The 693-nt window shown below is 46.0% G+C and carries 2 protein-coding genes; both read left to right on the top strand.

Going from position 1 to position 693, the window contains the following annotated elements:
• The coding region (gene mraW / locus A3739_RS03565) for a 16S rRNA (cytosine(1402)-N(4))-methyltransferase (RefSeq protein ID WP_082878247.1) at positions 1–208 on the top strand (208 nt) is incomplete at its 5' end.
• The gene (gene ftsL / locus A3739_RS03560) at positions 201–602 is read left to right on the top strand and encodes a cell division protein FtsL (protein ID WP_082878246.1); all 402 of its coding nucleotides are present in this window, start codon (positions 201–203) and stop codon (positions 600–602) included. The genes mraW and ftsL, both read left to right, overlap by 8 nt.
• Positions 603–693: the final 91 nt, after the last annotated feature.

The following is a 693-nucleotide window of genomic DNA, read 5'->3' as shown; positions in this document are numbered from 1 at the left end:
ACTGGAAGATCGAATGGTCAAGCGGGCGATGAAAAAATTAGCGAAAGGGGATGAGCCGCCACCGGGCGTCCCTGTTTTAGAAAGTGATATAACGCGACGGTTTAAGTTGATGAGTAAGGCCATTAAGCCGAGCAAAGAAGAGATTGAACAAAATCCACGATCCCGTAGCGCAGTGATGCGCGTGTTGGAGAAGCTGAGTGATGAATGAATACTTAAGATTTTTCCTGCGTGCGCGACATGCTGAATCCTTAAAAGGCACTGTTAAGCCTCTGTTTGATGCAGGTCTCAGTGAAGACGGGGTTGCTCAGCGACTTCAAGCTATCTGGCAAGTGTTGCCGGTCAAAGAATTGTTGCTGTCGATGGGTTTGGTGTTGGTAATGACATTAACGGCACTTGGTGTTGTGTATTCGTCGCATATTTCACGCGAACTATTCGCTGAGCAAGCTTTGCTTCAAGAGCGTAATGATCAGCTTCAGTTGGAATGGGCGCAGTTGCTTTTAGAGCAGAGTGCATTTGCCTCTCCAGGGCAGATTGAAAGCGTCGCGACGCAAGAATTAGAAATGGTGCTACCTAATGTAAGCGCCATCGAGTTAGTACAATAATTGGGATATCGAAGTGAGTGATAAGCCTTTAACAAACACACATATTGTAATGTGGCGCTATTATGCGTTACTTGCGATTTTGTGCTTGGTT

The sequence above is a fragment of the Oleiphilus sp. HI0067 genome (genome assembly GCF_001635735.1).
The sequence above is the reverse complement of the archived record's forward strand: the minus strand, read 5'-3'. Positions and strand labels throughout refer to the sequence as shown.